Origin of the sequence: Sphingomonas sp. 3-13AW, assembly GCF_049311085.1 — a bacterium.
In the GTDB taxonomy this organism is placed as follows: domain Bacteria; phylum Pseudomonadota; class Alphaproteobacteria; order Sphingomonadales; family Sphingomonadaceae; genus Sphingomonas.
In genome coordinates this window covers 314,277-332,351 of the sequence record NZ_JASNVZ010000002.1, presented here as the reverse complement: position 1 = coordinate 332,351, position 18,075 = coordinate 314,277, and the positions used below count along the sequence as shown (strand labels likewise).

Sequence of the window (18,075 nt, the reverse complement as noted above, 5' to 3'; positions counted from 1 at the left end):
GTGAGCGGGTTGCCGGCCTATCGTCCACCGGCACCGTCTCCCGAGGCGCTGGTTCACTGGCCAGAGGCCTTCGGCACCCGCTTCACCTTGTTCGTCGATACCGAAGAAGAGTTCGACTGGGGGGCGCCGTTCCGACGGGACGGCTTTGGAACCGCCGCAATCACTGCCCTGCCGGAGGCGCACCGTCGCTTCGAAGCCCGCGGAGTCGGGATCGTGTACCTCATCGACTATCCGATCGCGTGCGACCCCGCCGCCGTCGATTCCCTGCGGCAGGTCCTGTCTGACGGACGATCGGAAGTCGGTGCGCAACTCCACCCGTGGGTAACCCCGCCGTTTGACGAAAGACTCATCCTTTCCAACAGCTTTGCGGGCAATCTTGCCGACACGCTCGAAGCGGCAAAGCTCGATCAACTGGAAAAGGCGATCCGTCTCGGCTTCGGCAGGGCTCCGCGGGTATATCGCGCCGGCCGATACGGGCTGGGCGCGCATACGCTGAGGCTGCTCGCCGCCCGCGGCTATCGGGTCGATTCTTCAATGCGTGCCGGGTATGACTATTCGGCGGAGGGCGGGCCTGATTATACCGCCATTCCCAACCACGCCTTCCGAACCGGGCCGCACGAAGCCATCCTTGAGCTGCCGCTGACGACCGTGTTCACGGGCCGGGCGCGGGGCGGCGGTGGCGCCCTGTACGACCGGCTGGGTCGGTTGCCGAAGGGGATGGGCATGGCCGCCCGTCTCCGCCTGCTGAACCGCGTCTCACTGACGCCGGAGGGCATGCCGTTGAACGAGGCGCTTGAGGCGATCCGCGTCGCAGCGGGTGAGGGGGTCCGCTTGCTCAACTTCGCCTTCCACTCGCCCTCGCTCGTGCCCGGCAACACCCCGTACGTCCGCGACGCCGCCGACCTCCGCTGCTTTTGGGAGTGGTGGGAGGAAGTCCTCGACCTTCTCGATCGGCTCGGCATTCTTCCTGCCTCCCTCGAAGAGATCCTCGCCGCTGCAGCATAGGTGCCTTGCAATGCGCGCCCACCCTCCGCTATCGCAGCCGTGCTGGCGGGGCCTGTAGCTCAATGGTTAGAGCTGGCCGCTCATAACGGCTAGGTTGCGGGTTCGAGTCCTGCCGGGCCCACCAGCGTTTCCTGCCAGATGTGGAAGTTACGTAGCGCTCGGGCGACAGAGCGACGTTAGGTCAGAACGACTCATTGAAGAGGAGTTCTCCATGTTGAGAAGCTTTGTAATCGTCGGGGCGCTCTTTGCCGCATCCACCGCTGTCGCAAGCCCTGGGCAGCAGAAGCCCCAGGTGTACGAAAAGGCCCAGGTGAATCAGCAGAACGGGATGACCGACGTCACTGTTTTCAAGGTCAACAAGCGCTTTGAAACCGTGACCTGCCGCGACTTCAACCTGGTGGACGTGAATTATCGGCCGCAGGCGGTCGTATACGCGGCCAATTATGGGCCAAAGGGTAAACCCCATCCCACCGTGACGGTCGACGGCGTGGCGGACGTGGTGCCGCTTGTGGTCAACGCCTGTCGAGCGCGGCCCGGTGATAATTTCATAGCGGCAGTACAACGGGCGCGGGCGCAACAGAGGGCCGGGCTGAAAAGGTCTGGCAAGTGAGTAATGGCTGCCGGCGGCCCCGTTCGCCGGCAGCCTTCGAGGCGCAGCCGGAGAATGGCGCCTTCTGACTGGTGCACCGCGTAAGCACAGCACCGCTCTTGAAGCGCCACGAAGGCGTCGTGAGCATCGATACGCCAGTCATATACTGGCATTTGCGAGCGTTGCGCCGGGTTGCGGCGGCGGGCGTGCAGGAAATTGTGCTCAATCGCCCGGAATTTTCGGCTAGGTTAGTGGTATCCTAACGAAATCGATGCTAACCCCCGACACTCATTACTTTGTCGGGATCTACATCTATGCGTATCAAGAGCCTACTTGCCGCCGCCGCAGCCGTGTCGTTCGTGTCTGCTCCTGTCATGGCGAACCCGGCTTCGTCGCTTTCCGTCGTGAAGGCTTCCACGCCGGCCGCTAAGTCCAGCAAGCTTGCTGGCACGCCGGGCGGGATCCCGTTTGTTGCGATCGCCGCTGGCGTTGCGTTCCTGGTCGGCCTGGTCATTGTCACGGCCGACGGCCTCGACGACGACAAGTCCGACAGCAACTAAGCGCTCGCGCAGTTGTGAAGAAAATGGCGGCCCCCGGGCCGCCATTTTTTTTGGAGCAGAGGGGCCGGTAAGCACCGGTCTTATCCTCCGCTGCGATGTGCGGCAGCGCAGGCACAATTGGTCTCTGGAAACGGAAGAGATGGGCTGGTGGCCCTCTGCGGAACGCGCGACGATCGCTGCCCGTTAAAGCGGCGAGGAGATCGCCATGACGAGCACCAGCGCTTTCAACAAGAACCACCCAGAGGTCGACCCGCGGCGGGCCGAGCCGCTGAACGCTTTCGACCGGACCGACGGCACCTCAGGCCAGGAATATTCCGGCGAGCGCGCCTTGGAGGAATATGGCGATAGCCCGGCGGCGCCCGTCCACAAGAGCGGGCTTCCAGCACCGGCTCCCGCCGATGATGCCGTCGATATCCCGCCAGAAAATGGCCGGCGTGCCTGGATCGATCAGAAGACCGGCCAGGTGCATGGCAGCGGCGCCGGTGCGGGCGGGGGGAACCCCGGCGAAGATTTCGATAGCGATCCCGCTGCAGGTTCCGGGTATCCGTCGACCGGTTCAGAGCAGGGAGGACAGGGGCGCGCGCCCGACTGACGGAAATCGTCCTAGGCCGTCATGTCATACCTGCGCCTCATGGTCGCACGTACTGGATGTTCGTGAGGACGGCCGGGCGAACATACCTCGTTGAAAGCGTTCGCGTACAAGCCGGCGGACGAAAGTTGCCGGCCCTTCACTGTGGCGTGACGCCCCTTCCTCCTCACTACTGCAATCTCGCGCAATCACCGTCCCGCTATATAAATCCCTGAAAGTATAGGGATTGTATCGGACGTCCGTACGCCCATCCGCTCGGGTTCAATTTCTATCTACCGTGATCGTTCACCTAGACTATAATAAAACAATAGGCAGACCACAGTTTAATGACTGTATATTTCGTGACGACAGCCATGAGGCATTTAATCTTAGGCGTTGATATGCGGTTTGTATCAAAGTGTTGCTGTAATGTGCCATTCTTGCAACATTCGCAATGTGAACTACGACTTCCCTAACCTCATGGCTTGCCACGCTGGGCCCGCCGGGTTTCTTTAGATGCCTTCGATCCAGCTTTGGATCGCAGATTGGGGGCATCACAAATGAAGAGTAGCAGGTTTCTTTCCGCGACCTTCTTGGCCAGCGCCGTATTCGCCATCCCGCAGATGGCACACGCACAGACAGCGCCGACCGAGTCGTCAGACAAGGACTTCCAGAGCGAAATAGACGAGGTCCGCCCGCAGGCTGAAGAAGCTGCCGGCGGCGACGTTGTAGTGACGGGCTCCCGCATTGCGCGTCCCGCGAATCTTGATGCGGCGAACCCTATTCAGTCTATCAGCATTCAGGAGCTGACGAATACTGGAAATGTCTCGCTGGGAGACGCGCTGAATTCTCTTCCTGCACTTGGCGCAACGTACAGCTCTGCCAACTCGACGCGCTTCATCGGCACCGCCGGTCTGAGCCTGCTTGATCTCCGTCGTCTGGGTACTGCGCGTACCCTGGTGCTCCAGAACGGTCGCCGCCACGTGACCGGTACCCCCGGTTCGTTCGAAGTCGACATCAACACCATTCCGATCGACCTGGTCGAGCGCGTGGATACCGTCACTGGTGGCACCTCCGCCGTCTATGGTTCCGACGCCATCGCCGGCGTGGTGAACTTCATCACCAAGCGGGATTTCGAAGGTGTTCGTCTGCGCGCGCAGGGCGGCATCTCCGACCGCGGTGACCGCGGCGCCTATTTCATCAGCGGGACGGCAGGCAAGAACTTCGCCGAAGGGCGCGGCAACGTTGCTATCAATGCTGAATACTCGTTCCAGGACGTGCTCTACCACACGGACCGCGACAACCAGACCGGCGCATTCAGCGGTCGTTCGCAGTTTCAGCTGATCGAGAACACGGCTGCAAACTCCAATCCGTCTGCCGGCCTGATCCGTCCGGCCGAGCCTGCAAGCGGCAATGGCATCCCCGACAACGCGTTCCTGCGCGGGGTCCGGAACGGCAACATCTCGGAAGGCGGCATGTTCATCGCCAGCTGCCCGACGGCAGCGGCGGCCGGCGAATCGCCAACGGCGTTTGCAGCGCGCCGGGCTGCAGCCTGCACCGGCATCCCGGTGCCGACTTCGTCAAACGCGACGGCGCAATATGGGCGCGCGTTTGCGTTCCAGCGGGACGGAAGCCTGGCACCGAACAACTGCGTCACGGATCTGCGCTACACGGTTGCGAGCTCCAACTGCGTGGGCGGCCTGGGTTCGACGCTCCGCCTGACGGAAATGCTGCAGCCTCGCATCGAGCGCTTCTCGGGCAATCTGCTCGCACATTTCGACGTGTCCGAGGCATTCTCGCCGTTTGTCGAGGCCAAGTTCACGCGGATCAACTCGCTGCAGTCGGGTCAGCCGACCTTCTTCAACAACAGCTTCAGCATCAACAACCCGTTCCTCACCGACCAGGCACGTTCGCAGCTTGCGTCCGTGCTCGCACCGGGCGTCAGCACCTTCACCGCGCAGCGCTTCAACGTCGACTTCGGCGGCCGCGGCGAGGACCATCGTCGCGATACCTATCGGATCGTTGGCGGCGTCCAGGGAACGTTCAACGACACCTGGCGCTATGAAGTGGCGTTCAACTACGGCCGGACCGAAACCCAATACTCCACCAACGGCAACGTGCTGACGGCGGAATATAACCGGTCGATCAACGCCGTGCGGAACGGGGCGGGGCAGATCGTCTGCGCCGTGAACGCCGATGCCAACCCGGCAAACGACGATGCGCGCTGCGTCCCCGTCAACCTGTTCGGCGACGGCAACGTCTCGCAGGCGGCGCTGGACTATTTCGGCTATACCTCGACGCGCGAAGAATGGGCGGACCAGATCAACGCAACCGCGTACGTATCGGGCGATCTCGGTCAGCTGTTTACGTTGCCCGGCGGTCCGATCGCATTCGCGATCGGTGCGGAATATCGTCGTGAGCGTGCCTTCGCGACGTACGACGACGTTACCGCAAGCGGCGCAACCTTCCTGAACGCCATTCCGACCTTCGATCCGCCATCCTTCGTGAGCAAGGAAGCGTTCGCCGAAGTCCGGGTTCCGCTCCTCTCGGATACGTTCATCCACGAGCTCTCGCTCGAAGGTGCTGCGCGTTATTCCGACTATAATGTCGGCGATATCGGCGGCGTGTGGACGTGGAACCTGGGCGGCGTGTTCGCGCCGGTTCGGGACGTTCGCCTGCGGGCCGGCTATGGCAGCTCGGTTCGTGCGCCCACGCTGGGGAACCTGTTCACCGCGAACGTCCAGACGTTTGCGAACAGCTTCTCGGATCCGTGCGGACAGCAGAACATCAACAACAACCCGAACCGCGCACGTAACTGCGCCGCGGCCGGCGTCCCGGGGACCCAGACGTTCAACGGGACAACCGAGCCGTTCACCAACGTGCCGACCTCGGGCATCTCCGGCTTCAACCGTGGCAATCCGCTGCTCCGCGAGGAACGGTCGAACAGCTTCACGGCGGGTGCTGTCTTCCAGCCGAGCATGCTGCCCGGCTTCACTGCCTCGGTCGATTACTACAACATCCGCATCAAGGACGCGATCTCGTCGCTCACTGGGCAGACGATCATCAACCAGTGCTATGACAATCCGAGCGGCATCGACAATGAGTTCTGCTCCGTCGTCTTCCGCCGTCCGGACGGTACCTTCGCCGGTCAGCAGAACGTAACGCATGCGGGCGGCGTCGTTTCGCTCCCGCTGGCGGGTCCGTCCTTCTACTCGCAGCCGTTCAACTATGCGAAGTTCGAAGCCTCGGGCATCGACGCGGATCTTGCGTATAACCACTCGCTGGGTGGCGATGCGCGTCTGAGCCTGCGCGCGATCATGACCTATGTCATCAAGCGCAACAACTTCACCGACATCGCGGATCCGACGTTCCGGACCCGCCAGCTGAGCCAGGTCGGCGATCCGCAGTGGCGCGCAAACGTCACCGCAAACCTCGCGGTCGGTCGCTTCGACGTCAACTATCAGCTGCAGTACGTCGGGAAGCAGACGATCGCGACCTATGAGACGCAGAACTCGTTCGACGGCCGTCCGCCGCAGAACGCGGACTCGCATCCCATGATCTACTACCCGGAGATTTTCTATCACAACATCCGGGTGGGTACGAAGGTGAACGATCAGTTCCGCCTCTATGGCGGTGTCGACAACGTTACCGATACCCTGCCGCCGTACGGCCAGCTCGGTACGGAAGCTGGCAGCCTGTGGACCAACACGGGTCGCTTCTTCTACATGGGAGCGGAGGTCCGCTTCTAAAGCGGATTGCGGGAAGAGGCGGTGTCATGCCGCCTCTTCCTCTCCTTCCTGCCAGAACTCCGAACCTGTGGCGCAGCCACGGAGCTACCGTCCCGACAGTGCTGTACGCGGACGCACTGGAACCTGATCGCTGCCGATCGGGTTCCCTTGTTCATGACATTGCGAAGCGAACCAGCCGTGCGGCCAAGCGCTGGCGGCTCCGAAATCGATCATCGGGTTGATGATGCCCGCGCCTGGCTCGAACAGGCGGTCCGCCTCGGCAGTAGCCCAGAGGAGGCGCTCGAGCAGTTCGACCTCCTTCCGCCGGTGCCGCTAGAAGCCATGCCTGGGCTTTGGCGCGGCACGGGGCTGCACACCGGCCATCCCATCGACGGATTGCTCGAGGCATATGGCTGGTATGGCAAGGCGTTCGACGCGAACGGCGACGCCCACCCACTACTGTTCCGGCATCGCGGCGGCACCGTCGCGATCGATCCACGTTGGGTTCCGACCAGCATGCTCGACAGCAATCGCGTGACCCGCTCCGCCGTGGCGCGGGCGGGATTTGCGGCGGCGCTTCCAATGCTGCGCACGGAAGAACCCAAGGCACGTCTTCGCATGGTGGCGTATCGCGGTGTGGAAACGGCCGCGATGATCTATGACCGCCTACCGATCATCGACCTGTTCCGGCAGGTGGCACCGGATATCATCCTCGGCTTGATGGACCTGCGCGGCGAGCCGCCGTTCTTCTTCGCCCTGCACCGGGTCGAGCGTCCACAACGGTGACAATCCGCTTGTAGCCCGTGGTGATCCTCCATAGCCTCCTATCCGGGTCGGGAAGCTTGGACGGTGGCCAGTGACCGAAGTTCACACGCAAGTGCTTGGCGGCACGGCACGGGTGCTCTCCTCTTCCGCGACGCTGCCCGTAATGGGGGGCTGGATGCGGACGGCCGCGGTCTCCATCTCAGGCGCAATTTCATACCGGCAGTGGTCGGAAGCCTGTACGCTCCATGTAACGCTGGAACGAAGCTTTGCCTCTCAGAAGGAGCGGGGCGGCCGATCGACTCCCCCGTCCGACCGAAAGGGCGCGGTCTCCTTCCTTCCCGCCAACGCCGAGCGCGCAGGCGAGGTCCTTCCCGGCACCGTGCTGGGTGTCGAGGTCTGCCTCCCCAAACACCGCATTGAGGAGGTGTGCGAGCAACGGCTCGACAAGACGTGGCAAGGGACCCGCGACGCGCACGACGCGCGTGCCTTCGCCTTTGTCGAGGCGCTGGACCGGGCACTGCGGGGGGCGGGCGAGCCTCTGCTCATCGACACCATGATGGTGGGCCTCGCCCGTCATCTCGGGCAGCGCCACGGCGGCGCGGATCGGAGATATGACGACGCATGGCTGCACCCTGCGGCCTTAAAGCGCGTGGTGGAGCGCATCCGCTCGACGCCCGCCGATCCCCCTGGGCTCGCGGAATTGGCCGCCCTTGCCGGCCTCGGAGTCTCTGCCTTCCTGCGTGGATTTCGCGGCAGCATCGGGGCCACGCCTGCCGCGTTCTCCCGACGGGTGCGGACGGAGCAAGCCCGAGGGCTGGTCGAAGCGACAGACATGCCACTTTCCGAAGTCGCCCTCCACACCGGGTTCCACAGCGCATCCCACCTTGCTCGTGTGTTCACGGCGCAGTTCGGCCACCCGCCCGGGGCACGGCGAACATTGATGCGGACTGTCACGAAATCCGCGTAAACACCTGGTCCCGCTCCAGTTTACTTTCCAGCTCGTGCCGACCGTCTAACGTGGGCGCCGGAGGAACGGACCATGGCCTTTGATCAAGCAGTGCGCCGCGAAGAAACGGTGACCTTCGACCAGGAAATGCTCCACGGCGCGGGACCCCGGCTACTCGGGATCGCTTTAGTCGCGGCGGGTGTGATGAACCTCTGGCGCGGAGACTTTACCCCCATCTTTCACCCGATGCCGGATTCCCTGCCTGCCAGAACGCTCAGCGCCGCGCTCAGCAGCACGGTGCTCCTGGGGGCGGGGATCGCACTCGCGTCCGGGCGCATGTGGCATGTTGGAGCGGGGTTGCTGGCGGCGGTGCTGGTGTTCCTTTCCCTCGGGTGGATGGTTCGCGTGGCCATGTTCCCGGCGATGATCGGGACCTGGCTCGGTCTTGCCGAGCAACTGGCGCTCGCGACCGGGGCGGTGGCGGTCTTCGCCCAGTCTCGCACGGCCCCGGCCTTCCTGCCTTCAGCGTGCCGGATCGTCTTTGGTCTCTGCCAGATCGTGTTCGCGCTGGCCCATTTCCTCGCCCTTCCGGAGACGATCGGGATGACGCCGTCCTACCTCCCGCCCGGGCCGCGGTTCTGGGCATTGGCGACGGGCGGACTGCACCTGGCGGGCGGCGTCCTGCTGCTTTCGGCAATCCGCACGGTCCTCGTCACCCGGTGCCTTGCCGCCATGTTCGCCGTCTTCGGCCTGATGGTCTGGCTGCCGATGCTTATCGAGAGGCCAACGGCTGCCAACCTCGCCGGGAATCTCATCAACCTCGCGTTGATTGGTGCCGTGCTGTCGGTAGGGGAGGCCGAAGCCCCCACGGGGAGGCGTCGTTTGCCCGCATGATAAGCTGCTCCCGGCTGGGGCAGGCGAAGGAAGCCGGGTCGTCCGCGCTACCCGGCCTTTGCCCAGGACTGCGTCTGACACAGTTTCCAGACGCAGCCGGTGAGGTCGAGCGTCCCGTCCGGCTGCGCTTTCAGGAAAGACTTGTATGTGCGGCCACTGCGCGGGTCATAGACTTCTCCCTTCCAGCGCGAGCCGTCCGGCACGAAGCCCGTAAGAATGCGCAGATTGCCGGTTGAACGCTGCCGCAGACGAGGGTCGGGATTGTTGACGTCCGTCTTCGGCGCCTTGGGGTCGACCTTCAGGACCTTGGCGATCGTGCCACAGATCGCGGCGCCGCACGGGGCAATCTCGACGATCGCCTGACCACCCTCGGTCAACCAGCGGCCAGCGACGCTCGCCGGCGATGCCGCTGCCGGCCCGGCGAGGCACAAGGACAGGATCGCTGCCGCGCCCCAAGACCTCACGATGCCGCTCCGTCGCAGGCGAGTGTCGCACCGCGCAGTTCATAGCCGGCGATCAGGCCATTCCATCCAATGTCCGGCGCTCGCGTGAGCCGAATCCCAGGAACGCGCAGCAACCGGTCGAGGAAGATCGCCGCTTCCTGCAGGGCGACCTGTGCGCCCGGGCAGCGGTGTTCCCCGTCGCCAAAGGCGAGGCCGGCGCGGCCGACGCGCTCCGCAGTCTCGCGATCGGGATCGAGGCGGTGCGGGCAGCCGCCAACCGCGGCCGCGTCGGCATTCGCGCCTCGCACGTCCAGCGCGATCACTCCCGCTTCCGTATCCACGCGGCGGAACAACATGCCCACGACCGGCTCCAGGCGGAGGATCTCTTCGAGGATCGCCATCCGGGTTGCTTCGTCGCCCTCAAGAAAGCGAGCGCGCAGCGCCTCGTCTTCCAGCAGGTGCCAGCCTGCCATGGTGATGAACTCCCGCGTGGTGATCATGCCTGCTGCGCCATAGGTCAGGCATTCCGTAAGGATCTCCCGGTCGGAGTAGCCCTCGTCGAGCAGGTGCGAAATCACGTCCTCGCGCCGCTGCCGCCGGCGTGCGGCAATCGCCGGCTTCACGTCCCGCAGCAGGAAATGGATCGATCGCGCCTGTCCGCGTGCAAAGCCGAGGATCGTTGCCAGCCGCGAATCGCCCTGCGGCATGCCTGTCACCAATGCGCCCAGCCGCTTTGCCATGCCCGCGCGATCACTGTCGGTCAGCCCGACAATCTCGGCGGCGATGGTCACCGCCATCTCGAGCCCGAGATCGTCCAGGTTCGCGTGGCGATCGGCGACCAGCCGCGTGACCAGCGCGTCGCTCGTCTGCTCCATCAGCGCGCGGTAGGCAGTCGTCACCACCCGGGGTGCGAAGAAGCGCGCGGTGGCGCCACGCTGGCGCCGATGCTCCGCTCCATGCTGATAGAGGATCGGCGCTCGCGTGAGCGATACCTTGTTGACGAGATCGGCGAGAAAGCCCGCCTGACGCGCGTCCGGATCGCGCAACAGGCCGCGGGCGTCGGCGAAATTCCCTACGACGCGCATCGGCACACCGCCTGCTCCCGCCCGCGCGACAGCGGCAGACTTGCGGTCGTCGCGGCCCAATGCCGGGCACCGGGCAGATATCGCTTGATCAGTCATGGGGTACGCCTACTTATGATACACGATGGCTCATAAAGTGGAGGCGACGTCAGGCATGTCAAGGGCGGGACGACCCGACGCTCGGATAGCCCGGTCGCGCAGCGCGCTCAGCGCCGCCTTGCTCGACCTGATGGGCGAAATGCCGTTTGAAGAGGTGACGGTAGCGGCAATCGCCAGTCGCGCCGGCGTCGGCTACGCGACCTTTTTCCGGCACTATCCCTCCCGTGAGGCGCTGCTGGCCGACATAGCGGAGCAATGGATCGGCGAGCTTCTCGCCCTCGTTGCGCCGCTGGTGCTGGCGCAGGATAGCAGTGGCGCGGCGCTGGCATTGATGCAGTTCGTGGAAGCGCGCCGCCCGGTCTGCCGGGCGCTGCTCGTCGGGGCAGGGGACGCGATGCGCCGGGACATCACCGCCCGCGCCGTCGCCGCGGCCGAGGCAGCGGGAGCATCGGGCCCGGAATGGCTCCCGCGCGACCTGGGCATCATCCACGGCGTCGCCGCGACCCTGACCATCCTGCGCTGGTGGCTGGAACAGGACCGATCGCAAGACGCCGTGGCCGTCGCAGAGCTGCTGAACCGGTTGGTGTTCGGCCCGATTACCGGCCGAGCCGAGGTGCTGCCTGCGAGTTCGTCAAAGTGATGGAGGGTACATCGCGTTCAGCGCGCCGCCGCTGGCAACCGCACGGCGGAGAGAGGGGGCTGTTATCGCGGAAAACCTGGTCGGGGAGACAGGATTCGAACCTGCGACATCCTGCTCCCAAAGCAGGCGCGCTACCAGACTGCGCCACTCCCCGACGCCTGTCTGCCCTTAGGCGTAGCCTGTGCCCGGGAGCAAGCGGCAATCTCAGTGGCGGGGATATAAGGGAGCACTCGCTAGGCACAGCCGAGTCGCTGGCCGGGCCGTCGAGCCGTTGTGGGCGGGACTTCACCTATCCCAAGCGCATGTCATCGGTAACTCGGCTGAAATCCTGCGGTAACGGCGTGGGGGCATGTCACGGCCGAGCGAGCAGCCCCAACCTCGCTCCCGCCCCGGCATCGGACAGCAACTCGAAACGCCGGGGCGGCCTTTTGGCCGCGCCGCATGCCACGCACCCTAGGCTTGGTGGCGCGAAATGGTGCGACAACGCGTCCGGATGTCGCCCGCAAGCGCAAGTTGGCGAGGGGGTCCCGTAAATTTAGGATCACACGCCACCAAGCATAGGACAAAAGAAAAGGGCGCCCCGTTGCCGGGACGCCCCTTCTAACCGATCCGCCCGGATGAACCGGACGGTGTCGGATCACATGGCGTTTGCGACGCCTGCGTCCTCGACGTTGTCGGCTGCCTCGTGCAGGTTGTCAGCCTGGTTCTCGAGAGCGGCTTCCGAAGCCTCGGTGGTGGCGTTGTCGGCCATGTCTTCCATGTTGTCGGCCATCATCTCGAGGTTGTCCGCCTGCGCGTCAGCCGCGTTTTCAGCCGGAGTGTTCGAACCGCAGGCCGTGAGCGACAGCAGGCCGGCGGCAGCAGCGACAAGAACGATCTTCTTCATTCGGGTGCTCCCAAGCAATCCAAAATTCGCGGCCGGCCCGTCGCCGTCGCGAAGCTGCCGCAATAGCGTTCGCTCCTGCGGCGTCAATCCCGATAATTCATGTGGGCGAAACGTTCATGGCAATCTTGTGGCAATTAATGGCCGTTTGCGGGGCGCTGAACCGGTCCAATTTCTTCCGGCGCGTCGGCCACCACGGCCAGCATCGCGGTCCATGCGGCGACATTCTGCTGCAACTGCGCGCGATCGATCTTGTCGAGCGTGTCGTCGGGCGTGTGGTGATAATCGAAGTAGCGGGTCCCGTCCTGGGCCAGATCCACCGCCGCGACGCCCAGTGCCAGCGTCGGTGCGATGTCAGTGCCGTCCCCCGCAACCGCATTGCCCCGGGTGATGCCGAGCGGCGCCAGCGCCACCTGAAGGCGATCGGCGATAGCGGAAGCGTTCGCAGGCAGGGCGGTGTCGAACTTCCACACGCGATCCGCGCCGAAATCCGATTCTGCAGCAAGCGCGTGCCGCTCGCCGGCGTGCGCCTTGGCATAGGCGATGCCGCCGAAGCCGCCGACTTCTTCGGCGCCGAACCACACCACGCGGATGGTGCGCCGCGGGCGGCCCGCCGCCATGATTCGCTTGGCGGCTGCCGCCGTGATCGCCACGCCGCTTGCATCGTCGATCGCGCCGGTACCCAGGTCCCAGCTGTCGAGATGGCCGCCGATCAGCACCACGCCGGCCTTCGGATCACGGCCGGGAACCTCTGCAATGACGTTGCCGGATTCGCGGGTACCGATCTGCCGCGGCGTGAGCAGCAGCTTGATCCGCACCGGCTTTCCGCGCTCGAGCACGCGCTCGAGCTGTTCGGAGTCGGGGAGCGACAGCGCAGCGGCCGGGATGGGGGCGATCCCTTCAGGGAAATTCGTGACGCCGGTATGCGGATTGCGGTGATAATCCGTGCCGATCGAGCGGATCAGGACCGCGGCTGCGCCCTTCCGGGCCGCGATGGCGGGACCTGCGCGGCGAACCTGGCCGAACGGACCATAGCTGGAGCCATCCTGGGCGGCATGCATGGCGTGGCTGACAAAGGCGATCTTGCCGGCAACGCTGGCAGCAGGCGCCGCCTCCAGGTCGGCGAGGGTCGGGAAATACACGACTTCCGCTTCCAGGCCTTCCGCCGGGGTCGCGCCCGAGTTGCCGAGCGCGGTGAGATGAAGCTGCTGCGGGAAGGGCGCTACGATCGAGGCCTTCTCCTCACCGCGCACCCACACCGGCATCTGGTAGGGTTCGATGCGGACGTTGCTGAAGCCCAGCGCCTTCAGCTTGGCCACCGCCCACGTCCGGGCGCGCGCCTCGCTGTCGGTACCCGCCAAGCGCGGGCCGATCTCCGTGGTCAGGCCTTCCGTGATGTCCCAGGCGATCTCGTCCTTGAGCGCGGCATCCCGCAGCTTGGCGACCTGGGCAGGAGACATTTGCGCGAGCGCGGGCATCGGCAGGGCGAGGGCGGCGAGCAGAAGGGCTGGCTTTAGCGGCATGGGCGTTCCGTCATGGAGTGGCAGGAGCGGATCGCCCCCGCCGCCATGATGCGGCGCAGCGCGACCGGGCGCAAGCTGGCGCCGCGTTGCTAAATGCCTATCGGATCGCTATGTCCCGCTGCGAAATCCCATACCTGTAGACCCGCTCTTTTGGAGACCCCTGTGGCCGCCCAATACGCCTTTGTCATGAAGGACATGACGAAAACCTTCCCCGGCGCGCCCAAGCCGGTGCTTTCGAACATCAACCTGCAGTTCTACCAGGGCGCCAAGATCGGCATCGTCGGTCCGAATGGTGCCGGTAAGTCGACGCTGATGAAAATCATGGCCGGTGTCGACAAGGACTTCACCGGCGAGGCCTGGCCGGGTGAGAACATCACGGTCGGCTACCTGGAGCAGGAGCCGCAGCTCGATTCGACCAAGACGGTCCTGGAGAACGTCAAGGACGGCGCGCGCGAAGTGGCCGACATGGTCGATCGCTTCAACGCGATCTCCGCCGAGATGGGCGACCCGAAGGACGATACCGACTTCGACGCCCTGTTGGAGGAGATGGGCACCCTTCAGGAAAAGATCGACGCGGTCGACGGCTGGACGCTCGACAACCAGCTCGAAGTGGCGATGGAAGCGCTGCGCTGCCCGCCGTCCGACTGGCCGGTCGAGAACCTGTCGGGCGGTGAGAAGCGCCGCATCGCGCTCACCCGCCTGCTGATCCAGAAGCCCTCGATCCTGCTGCTCGACGAGCCGACCAACCACCTCGACGCGGAAAGCGTCAACTGGCTGGAAAACCACCTGAAGGATTATGCGGGCGCGGTGCTGATGATCACCCACGACCGCTACTTCCTCGACAACGTCGTCGGCTGGATCCTTGAGATCGATCGCGGCAAGTACTTCCCCTACGAGGGCAACTACTCGACCTACCTGGAAAAGAAGGCCAAGCGCCTTGAGCAGGAGGACCGTGAGGCATCCGGGCGCCAGAAGGCAATCCAGGACGAGCTCGCGTGGATCCGGCAGGGCGCAAAGGCTCGCCAGACCAAGTCGAAGGCGCGTATCGCCAAGTTCGAGCAGCTCGTCGCTACGCAGGAGAGCCGCAAGCCGAGCGGCGCCCAGATCGTCATCCAGGTGCCCGAGCGCCTGGGCGGCAAGGTCATCGAGGCCAAGGGCCTGACCAAGGCCTATGGCGACAAGCTGCTGTTCGAGAACCTCGACTTCACGCTTCCGCCCGGCGGCATCGTCGGCGTGATCGGGCCCAACGGCGCGGGTAAGTCGACGCTGTTCAAGCTGATCACCGGTCAGGAGCAGCCCGACGCGGGCGAGATCGACATCGGCAGCACGGTGCGCCTGGGATACGTCGACCAGAGCCGCGACGACCTCGATCCCAAGAAGAACGTCTGGGAGGAAATCTCCGACGGGCTCGATTATGTGAAGGTCAACGGCCACGACATGTCGACGCGTGCCTATGTTGGCGCCTTCAACTTCAAGGGCCAGGACCAGCAGAAGAACGTCGGCAAGCTGTCCGGCGGTGAGCGCAACCGCGTCCACATCGCCAAGATGCTCAAGAAGGGCGGCAACGTCCTGCTGCTCGACGAACCGACCAACGATCTCGACGTCGAGACGCTGGGGGCGCTGGAAGAGGCGATCGAGAATTTCGCAGGCTGCGCCGTGGTCATCAGCCACGATCGCTTCTTCCTCGATCGTCTTGCCACCCACATCCTCGCGTTCGAAGGCAACAGCCACGTCGAGTGGTTCGAAGGCAACTTCGAGGCCTATGAGGAGGACAAGCGCCGCCGCCTGGGCGACGCCGCGGACCGTCCGACCGCGCTGTCGTACAAGAAGCTCACGCGCTGATCGCGATACGCTGACCGAAAAGGGGGCGGGGGGCCAGGTGCCTCCCGCCCCTTTTTCGTTGGATCGTCGGGCGGGTGCCATCTGCGCGCGCCGGCGCTAGGATAGGCAGATGCGTTCGATTCTTCGTCTGGCTCTCGCCCTTCCGTTACTTTCCCTTGCCACCCCGGCGTTCTCGCAAACCCAGCCGGCGCCCGGCACCGTCCGCGTTCGGCTGGTCACGTCGGCAGGACCGATCGTGCTGGCGCTCGACGGCAAGCGCGCGCCGAAAACCACCGAGAATTTCCTGAAGTACGTCGACGACGGGCGGCTCGACGGCACCAAGTTCTACCGCTCTGCGCCCCGCAAGGGTGATCCGAAACACGGCTTCATCCAGGGCGGCGTCGGGACCGACGCACGCCGCACGCTGAGCCCGGTCGTCCTCGAGCCCACCGACAAGACCGGCATCCTGCACCTGGATGGGATGGTGTCGATGGCGCACGCTGCCGACCCGGATTCGGCTACCGGCAACTTCTCCATCATGGTCGGGCCCAACCCGTCACTCGACGCGCGGGGCAGCTATCGCGGCTACGCGGCGTTCGGGCGGGTGGCGAGCGGGATGGAAGTGGTCCGCAAGATCCTCGCGATGCCGACGTGCTGCGGACGCGAGGCGATGAAGGGGCAGATGATCGTCGAACCGGTGCAGATCTTGCGCGCGCAGCGGCTGGATGGGACGCCCAAGCCCACCGGCCTCAGCAAGCCGTGGCTGATCAACATCCGCCGCTGAGGCGTGGCGCGACGCAGTTTGGGCGGAGGCGGTCCTCAGCGGACCTGCTTGACGAACACGCCGTTGTCCCGGCGCTCGACCTGGAAGTTCGGCACCTGCTCGATCAGGTCGGAAAGCCGCGCAAAGCCGTAGTTGCGCGTGTCGAAGCTGGACCGGTTCCCGGCGCGCTGGCCAACCTCGGATAGGCTCGCGAACTTCTGCGCGTCCTGCCGCGACTGGCGGTAGGCGTCGACCAGCAGCTTTACCAACGCCGCGTCGACCTTACGCTTCTGGCTGGTCGCGGCGGCATCCACGGCTGCGGGCTTTGCCGCCGCCGTGCTGGCAGCCGCCGGCTTCGCAGCTTCCCGGGTACGGCCGATCGCGGGGGGCAGTATCAGCTCGGGCTCACCCTCGCTTTCGAGCGCCCGCGCACGCGATACGTCGATGAAGCGCGAGCAGGATTCGCGGAATCCCTCCGGCGTGCGATCGGTGCCGAAGCCGTAGACGGGCACGCCTTCCTGCCGGATGCGCTGGGCCAGCGGCATGAAGTCGCTGTCCGACGACATGATGCCAAAACCCGTGATGCGCCCGCGGAAAAGCAGGTCCATCGCGTCGATCGTCATCTTCATGTCGGTGGCGTTCTTGCCCTTGGTGACGTCGAACTGCTGGAACGGCTCGATCCCGTAGCGAAGGGTCAGGTCAGCCCAGCCCTTCAGCGCTGGTTTGCGCCAGTTGCCGTAGATCCGTCGCACGTTCACCGTGCCGAGCTCTGCAAGCACGGTGAGGACGAAGTCCAGCGACGCGTGCGAGGCATTGTCGGCGTCGATCAGCAGCGCGACGTTGCCCGTCGGCGCGTTGGAAGGGGGCGGGGAACGGTCCATGACATGTCTCTAGAACAGCTAGCGGGCGATGGCGATGCGGGACAAACGAAAACGGGCCCCCGCCAGTGGCAGGGGCCCGTCCGCGCGACGAAGGCGTAAAGGGGTGGCGCGTAGGCTCAGCCAGGGACGCGCCGGCTCGGGCGTGCCGTGTCGTTGTTGATCGCATCTTCCTTCTTGGGACGCGTAAGCGCTTCGGGATCGAAGGTTTCGGCGATCTCATTCTGGGTGGCGACATCGCGCGCCAGGTTTCCGCCGGAGCTGCCGGCGCCCGACGGCGCGTCCTCGGCAGCGTCGATGATGGCACGATCGTCGTGGATGCGAGCACTTTCGGTGCGCGGGTTTTCCATGGTTGATCTCCTTACGGCGTATCAATCGCCGAAGGGGTAGGGACGTTCCTTCAGTTCGCCGGATAAGTGATGGAGATCACCTCATATTCCCGTTCGCCGACCGGCAGCGTGACACGGCGCAGGTCGCCGACCGCGGCGCCCCGCAGCGCGCGCGCGAGCGGAGCGTTCCAGCCGATGCGGCCGCTGCCCGCGTCCGCCTCGTCGTCGCCGACCAGGGTCAGGGCGCGCTGGTTATCGTCCTCGTCCGCGATCGTCAGGGTCGCCCCGAACCAGGCCCGCTCACGGTCGGGCTGCTGGGCGGGGTCGACGACCTTGGCCGCCTTCATGCGCTTGGCGAGCCAGCCGAGCCGGCGGTCGATCTCGCGCAGCCGCTTGCGGCCGTAGATATAATCGCCGTTTTCCGAGCGATCCCCGTTGCCGGCGGCCCAGGAGATGGTCTCGACCAGCTTGGGCCGCTCTGTCGCGAACAGCGCGTCATATTCGGCCTTCAGCGCCGAATAGCCGCCGGGCGTGATGTAGTTCGGCCGGTCCATGTCCC

At 65.0% G+C, this 18,075-nt stretch carries 18 protein-coding genes and 2 tRNA genes; 12 read left to right on the top strand and 8 right to left on the bottom strand.

Annotated elements, in window-relative coordinates:
- From QP045_RS04640 to QP045_RS04600, 9 genes are all read left to right on the top strand, one after another.
- The gene (locus QP045_RS04640; RefSeq protein WP_422513787.1) at window positions 1–1,005 is read left to right on the top strand and encodes a polysaccharide deacetylase family protein; all 1,005 of its coding nucleotides are present in this window, start codon (window positions 1–3) and stop codon (window positions 1,003–1,005) included.
- Between the two features lie 48 nt (window positions 1,006–1,053).
- Window positions 1,054–1,129, top strand: a tRNA-Ile gene (locus QP045_RS04635).
- Between the two features lie 87 nt (window positions 1,130–1,216).
- Complete coding sequence (locus QP045_RS04630) at window positions 1,217–1,615, top strand: HdeA/HdeB family chaperone (protein ID WP_422513786.1); 399 nt, start codon at window positions 1,217–1,219, stop codon at window positions 1,613–1,615.
- A gap of 293 nt (window positions 1,616–1,908) precedes the next feature.
- Complete coding sequence (locus QP045_RS04625) at window positions 1,909–2,154, top strand: hypothetical protein (RefSeq protein ID WP_422513785.1); 246 nt, start codon at window positions 1,909–1,911, stop codon at window positions 2,152–2,154.
- A gap of 205 nt (window positions 2,155–2,359) precedes the next feature.
- Window positions 2,360–2,746, top strand: coding sequence for a hypothetical protein (locus QP045_RS04620; RefSeq protein WP_422513784.1), 387 nt, complete (start codon window positions 2,360–2,362; stop codon window positions 2,744–2,746).
- Window positions 2,747–3,345: 599 nt separating this feature from the next.
- On the top strand, window positions 3,346–6,471 hold the full coding sequence (locus tag QP045_RS04615; protein WP_422513783.1) for a TonB-dependent receptor domain-containing protein: 3,126 nt from the start codon (window positions 3,346–3,348) through the stop codon (window positions 6,469–6,471).
- 6 nt (window positions 6,472–6,477) lie between these two features.
- Window positions 6,478–7,236, top strand: a complete 759-nt coding sequence (locus QP045_RS04610) for a DUF4334 domain-containing protein (protein ID WP_422513782.1) — start codon at window positions 6,478–6,480, stop codon at window positions 7,234–7,236.
- Between the two features lie 154 nt (window positions 7,237–7,390).
- Window positions 7,391–8,182: a helix-turn-helix domain-containing protein gene (locus QP045_RS04605; protein ID WP_422513781.1), complete on the top strand. Its 792-nt coding sequence runs from the start codon at window positions 7,391–7,393 to the stop codon at window positions 8,180–8,182.
- A 90-nt stretch (window positions 8,183–8,272) separates the two neighbouring features.
- Window positions 8,273–9,055, top strand: a complete 783-nt coding sequence (locus tag QP045_RS04600; protein ID WP_422513780.1) for a hypothetical protein — start codon at window positions 8,273–8,275, stop codon at window positions 9,053–9,055.
- Window positions 9,056–9,102: 47 nt separating this feature from the next.
- On the opposite strand, the gene QP045_RS04595 is transcribed toward QP045_RS04600, so the two are convergent.
- Complete coding sequence (locus tag QP045_RS04595) at window positions 9,103–9,519, bottom strand: DUF2147 domain-containing protein (protein ID WP_422513779.1); 417 nt, start codon at window positions 9,517–9,519, stop codon at window positions 9,103–9,105.
- On the bottom strand, window positions 9,516–10,679 hold the full coding sequence (locus QP045_RS04590; protein ID WP_422513778.1) for a cytochrome P450: 1,164 nt from the start codon (window positions 10,677–10,679) through the stop codon (window positions 9,516–9,518). Before QP045_RS04590 ends, QP045_RS04595 begins: the two co-directional genes overlap by 4 nt.
- Before the next feature lie 25 nt (window positions 10,680–10,704).
- Between QP045_RS04590 and QP045_RS04585 the strand changes: the two genes are divergently transcribed.
- Window positions 10,705–11,319, top strand: coding sequence for a TetR/AcrR family transcriptional regulator (locus tag QP045_RS04585; RefSeq protein ID WP_422513777.1), 615 nt, complete (start codon window positions 10,705–10,707; stop codon window positions 11,317–11,319).
- Window positions 11,320–11,396: 77 nt separating this feature from the next.
- On the opposite strand, the gene QP045_RS04580 is transcribed toward QP045_RS04585, so the two are convergent.
- The 3 genes from QP045_RS04580 to QP045_RS04570 all read right to left on the bottom strand — a co-directional run bounded on the left by QP045_RS04580 (window position 11,397) and on the right by QP045_RS04570 (window position 13,725).
- Window positions 11,397–11,473, bottom strand: a tRNA-Pro gene (locus QP045_RS04580).
- 483 nt (window positions 11,474–11,956) lie between these two features.
- Window positions 11,957–12,292 carry a hypothetical protein gene (locus QP045_RS04575; protein ID WP_422513776.1) on the bottom strand — a complete coding sequence of 112 codons (336 nt, stop codon included), beginning with the start codon at window positions 12,290–12,292 and terminating at the stop codon, window positions 11,957–11,959.
- A 47-nt stretch (window positions 12,293–12,339) separates the two neighbouring features.
- Window positions 12,340–13,725, bottom strand: coding sequence for a M20/M25/M40 family metallo-hydrolase (locus QP045_RS04570; protein WP_422513775.1), 1,386 nt, complete (start codon window positions 13,723–13,725; stop codon window positions 12,340–12,342).
- Window positions 13,726–13,887: 162 nt separating this feature from the next.
- On the opposite strand from QP045_RS04570, the gene ettA reads away from it, so the two are divergent.
- The gene (gene ettA / locus QP045_RS04565; RefSeq protein WP_422513774.1) at window positions 13,888–15,567 is read left to right on the top strand and encodes an energy-dependent translational throttle protein EttA; all 1,680 of its coding nucleotides are present in this window, start codon (window positions 13,888–13,890) and stop codon (window positions 15,565–15,567) included.
- A gap of 109 nt (window positions 15,568–15,676) precedes the next feature.
- Window positions 15,677–16,330 (top strand): peptidylprolyl isomerase, encoded by a 654-nt coding sequence (locus tag QP045_RS04560; RefSeq protein ID WP_422513773.1) that lies wholly within the window; start codon window positions 15,677–15,679, stop codon window positions 16,328–16,330.
- Between the two features lie 35 nt (window positions 16,331–16,365).
- On the opposite strand, the gene QP045_RS04555 is transcribed toward QP045_RS04560, so the two are convergent.
- The 3 genes from QP045_RS04555 to greB all read right to left on the bottom strand — a co-directional run bounded on the left by QP045_RS04555 (window position 16,366) and on the right by greB (window position 18,070).
- A complete protein-coding gene (locus QP045_RS04555) occupies window positions 16,366–17,190 on the bottom strand; it encodes an NYN domain-containing protein (protein WP_422513772.1) in 825 nt (274 codons plus the stop codon).
- Between the two features lie 116 nt (window positions 17,191–17,306).
- Complete coding sequence (locus QP045_RS04550) at window positions 17,307–17,537, bottom strand: hypothetical protein (RefSeq protein ID WP_422513771.1); 231 nt, start codon at window positions 17,535–17,537, stop codon at window positions 17,307–17,309.
- Between the two features lie 50 nt (window positions 17,538–17,587).
- Window positions 17,588–18,070: a transcription elongation factor GreB gene (gene greB, locus QP045_RS04545; RefSeq protein WP_422513770.1), complete on the bottom strand. Its 483-nt coding sequence runs from the start codon at window positions 18,068–18,070 to the stop codon at window positions 17,588–17,590.
- Window positions 18,071–18,075 lie beyond the last annotated feature (5 nt).